This is a genomic window from Rhodopirellula europaea 6C (genome assembly GCF_000338295.1).
Lineage (GTDB): Bacteria > Planctomycetota > Planctomycetia > Pirellulales > Pirellulaceae > Rhodopirellula > Rhodopirellula europaea.
Genome location: NZ_ANMO01000077.1, coordinates 1 through 3,701 on the forward strand (window position 1 = coordinate 1; position 3,701 = coordinate 3,701).

The 3,701-nt window shown below is 57.0% G+C and carries 3 protein-coding genes; 1 reads left to right on the forward strand and 2 read right to left on the reverse strand.

Features of this window, described 5'->3' with window-relative positions; all coding sequences use genetic code 11:
• A partial coding sequence (locus tag RE6C_RS06430) for a tryptophan synthase subunit alpha (RefSeq protein ID WP_039961366.1) occupies nucleotides 1–221 on the forward strand: 221 nt, incomplete at its 5' end.
• Nucleotides 222–271: 50 nt separating this feature from the next.
• Here the strand turns inward: RE6C_RS06430 and RE6C_RS06435 are convergent.
• Together RE6C_RS06435 and ftsH are read right to left on the reverse strand one after the other, a co-directional pair.
• Nucleotides 272–1,132: a hypothetical protein gene (locus tag RE6C_RS06435; RefSeq protein WP_236617988.1), complete on the reverse strand. Its 861-nt coding sequence runs from the start codon at nucleotides 1,130–1,132 to the stop codon at nucleotides 272–274.
• A gap of 194 nt (nucleotides 1,133–1,326) precedes the next feature.
• Complete coding sequence (gene ftsH, locus RE6C_RS06440; protein WP_008654958.1) at nucleotides 1,327–3,528, reverse strand: ATP-dependent zinc metalloprotease FtsH; 2,202 nt, start codon at nucleotides 3,526–3,528, stop codon at nucleotides 1,327–1,329.
• Nucleotides 3,529–3,701: the final 173 nt, after the last annotated feature.

The following is a 3,701-nucleotide window of genomic DNA, read 5'->3' on the forward strand; positions in this document are numbered from 1 at the left end:
CCGAGTTGCCAATTTGCATTGGCTTTGGAATCAGCGGTCCGGAAACGGCCGCACAACTCGCACCTGTTTCTGACGGCCTGATTGTTGGCTCCGCCATCGTCCGGCGTGTCGCCGATGCAGTTGCCAAGGCCAAAAGTTCAGGAGCCGATCCGGTCAAAACGGCTGCGGAAGAGGCCGGTGAATTCTGCCGCTCATTGCGAAAAGCAATCGACGCGGCATAAACGCTTCGGAGCAGGTTTGATTCAGCGGACCGTTGTCAGTCGAGTTGACTTCAGCGGTTTGGTGCTCGCCACTGAACTGGGCGATCAGCTGTGGAGAAACTTGGCTGATTCGCGGCCGCTTGAACTGACGTGGCCGAGTTCATCCCGCCGTTGCTCTGAACCGCGGCGTTGCCTTGGAATGAATCCTGAGGCGACTGGACCGGTGCCGACGCGGTGTTCCACTGCAACGATTGCACGGCAGGCGGAGCCGATGGCACCAGTTGGCTGACGGGCAATTGTCCGGGCAGAGAGATCGAACCAACGTTCATTTGCGGCGCGATGTTGTTCGCTCCCATCATGTTCGCTGACGGATACGAATTCGGGTACGAGTTTGCTGCCTGTGGAACATAACCCGGTGGCGGTGGAGCACCCGTCAAATCGATCACCGGCATGCCGCCGCTGCGAACACCACTGGATGCATCCGACTGCGTGGGCATCATTGGGTTCGGTTGAACTGCGTTGGTCTCCACCCACTGTTGGCTCGCGTTTTGAGCGGCGGGGGTCATCGAACCAGGCATCGTTCCGCCCGCTTGCGCGATACCAGACCCAATCGAGTCGGCGGAGTTGTGACTCATTGGAATCACGCTGCCGGGTGTTGTGTTGTAAGTCCCCGAAGGTGCGTAGTTGGCAGCGGCCGCGGGAGTTCCGCTGACCTGGCCATACGATCCCGTCGCGGGAGGTGGAACACGCGCGGAGGCACCGAACGGGCCGAGCGTTGGCAACGTCGGGTTCTGAACCGGAGCTTGGCCGGGCTGAAGCATGCTGATCGGGGCACCGGTGGTCCCGTTGGTTTGCTGGCAACCGGTCAACAGACCGAGCGCGGTGACCGCCGAAAGGCCGGCACAGGTCCGCCCGATAGTTTTCTTCGCCATCCAATTGAATCGCATCTTGGAACGCCCGATTGCGTGTCATCTGCTTATGAAAAACGGCAAGGCGGACGCATGTCGTCGCTTGCCGCATCGGGCTTTAACAAATCTGCGATCTTTTTCGAAAGACCGGAATCGCAATCGAGCTCACTGCATCGGAGGTCAAAGACAACCCTCGAAAGAGCGAAAATCGCACGGAATCACGAGCGATTTGACTGCTGAGATTCCGTTTCTTCTCGCGGCACAATTTTGGCTTTTGGTTTTTCCGTGACCGTTCCAGGCACCAACCACGGGCCGCGATTGTTTTCTTGAATCAACCGCATCAGCTCTTCACTGTCGATCGCTTCGACCTCCAACAACCGCTGCGTGACCGCCTCCAAGACATCACGGCGCTGCTCCAAAATTTCGCGAGTCTGCACCAGCATGTCATCGACAATGCGTGAAACTTCTTTGTCAATCATCTTCGCCATCTCATCGCTGTGCATGATCTGATATTCGCCACCACCAGATCCAGCGAGGAATGGACTGCGTGTGTTGCGGCGAAGATTAATTCGCCCCAGACGGCTCATTCCGTAGTCCATCACCATGCTGCGAGCCGTTTCGGTACAGCGTTCCAGGTCGTTTTGTGCCCCGGTGCTAATGTCTTGGAAAATCATTTCCTCCGCCAACGTACCGGCCAACATGACTTTCATCTGGCTCTCCAGTTCGCTCTTGGTCATCAAGAAACGCTCCGATTCGGGACGCTGCATCATGTAGCCGAGCGCCGCCAATCCTCGAGGAATGATGCTGACCTTGTGCACTGGATCCGTGTTGGGCAGTGCCGCCGCGACCAGCGCGTGCCCGGACTCGTGATAAGCGACGCGAATTTTTTCGTCCTCGTTCATCACCCGTTTTTTCTTTTCCAACCCAGCGGTGACACGTTCAACGGCTTCGTTGAATTCTTCCATCGCCACAGCGGGTTTGCCGTTTCGAGCGGCCAGCAAAGCGGCTTCGTTCACCAAGTTGGCCAAGTCCGCTCCCACGAAACCGCTGGTGATTGATGCGATGCCTTTCAGCTCAACGGTCTCGTCAAGTTTGACGTTCTTCACGTGCACCGCCAGGATTTCTTCGCGTCCGGCGACATCGGGACGATCGACCAAGACATGGCGGTCAAAGCGGCCTGGACGCAGCAACGCTGGGTCGAGGGTTTCGGGACGGTTGGTTGCCGCGACAACAATGACACCCGAATTGGAATCAAAACCGTCCATTTCAACCAACAACGCGTTCAATGTTTGCTCGCGTTCATCGTGTCCACCGACAACGCTGCCGCTTCGACTTTTGCCGAGTGCATCCAATTCGTCGATGAAGATGATGCAGGGTGCCCGATTGACCGCTTGGGTGAACATGTCGCGAACCCGAGCGGCACCGACGCCGACGAACATCTCGACAAAGTCACTGCCTGACAGGCTGAAGAACGGAACCCCGGCTTCTCCCGCGATCGCTTTGGCTAGCAACGTTTTCCCGGTGCCGGGAGGTCCGACCAACAAGACACCTTTGGGAATGCGGCCACCCAAGCTTTGATACTTGTCGCTGTTTTTCAAAAAGTCCACGACTTCGCGAACTTCATCGACGGCTTCTTCGATGCCGGCCACATCTTCGAACGTGGTCGGCAGGTCATCTTCGCTGTAAAGTTTTCCACGGCTTCGCGAGAACGACATTGGCGAACCAACCCCGCCCATTCGCTTGAGCATCACGATGCCGAGCGCGACCAAAACCCCAATCATCAACAACTCAGGCCAATGATTTTCGAGGAATCGGCTGGGGCGATCGTTGTCCCATTTGACGCCCGATTGCACGAGCAATTCTTCCAACTCCGCAGCGATTAGATCATTGGGATAGCCACGAATGGTCAGGAAGCTGACCTCCTCAGCGGGTTCCTTCTCACTCGGATGATTCTTCACATACGACTTGAAGTAGACCTTCCCGGTGATTCGATCGTCCGCGACGAAGATGTTGTCGAGCCGGCTGAATTCATGCCAAACGTCTTCCTTCGTGCTGCTGGGAACCACAATCTTCGGCACAGGAATCTCGTTGGCCGGATCACCGCTGATCAGTGTTGCTGTGGAGCCCGGTGTTGCCGAGGATCCCGATCCGCCGGATGCCTGCGCAGAACTCGATTCGCCGTCCGCAGCAGCGTCTTCGGCATCCGAAGCAGATTGCTGGGCCTCGATCGCCGCCTGGCGTTCGGCCGACATCGCCAACAATTCTTTCAGATGCGGGTAGGCCAGACGTCGGCGATTGTCGCTGAATAGGAACGCACTCAGCACAACTGCGCCGGTGACCGCCAGCAAAACCAACCAAACATTTCCTCCGCCTCGATTCTCGGACGATCCACCGCGTTTCGACTTGGGTTCGTTGCTCATTGCGTTCCAATTGTGTTTGTTTCGTTGATAACGGCTGGTTCAGCCAGGGTTCCACTATTTCTTCTGCTCGTCGACTTCCCAAGGCACCACTTCCCGCACCGTATGAAAATCTGGCTTCGCGACGGGTCTGGGTGACTTATTCGGATTGTTCTGGCAGGTCCGTTCCCCCATGA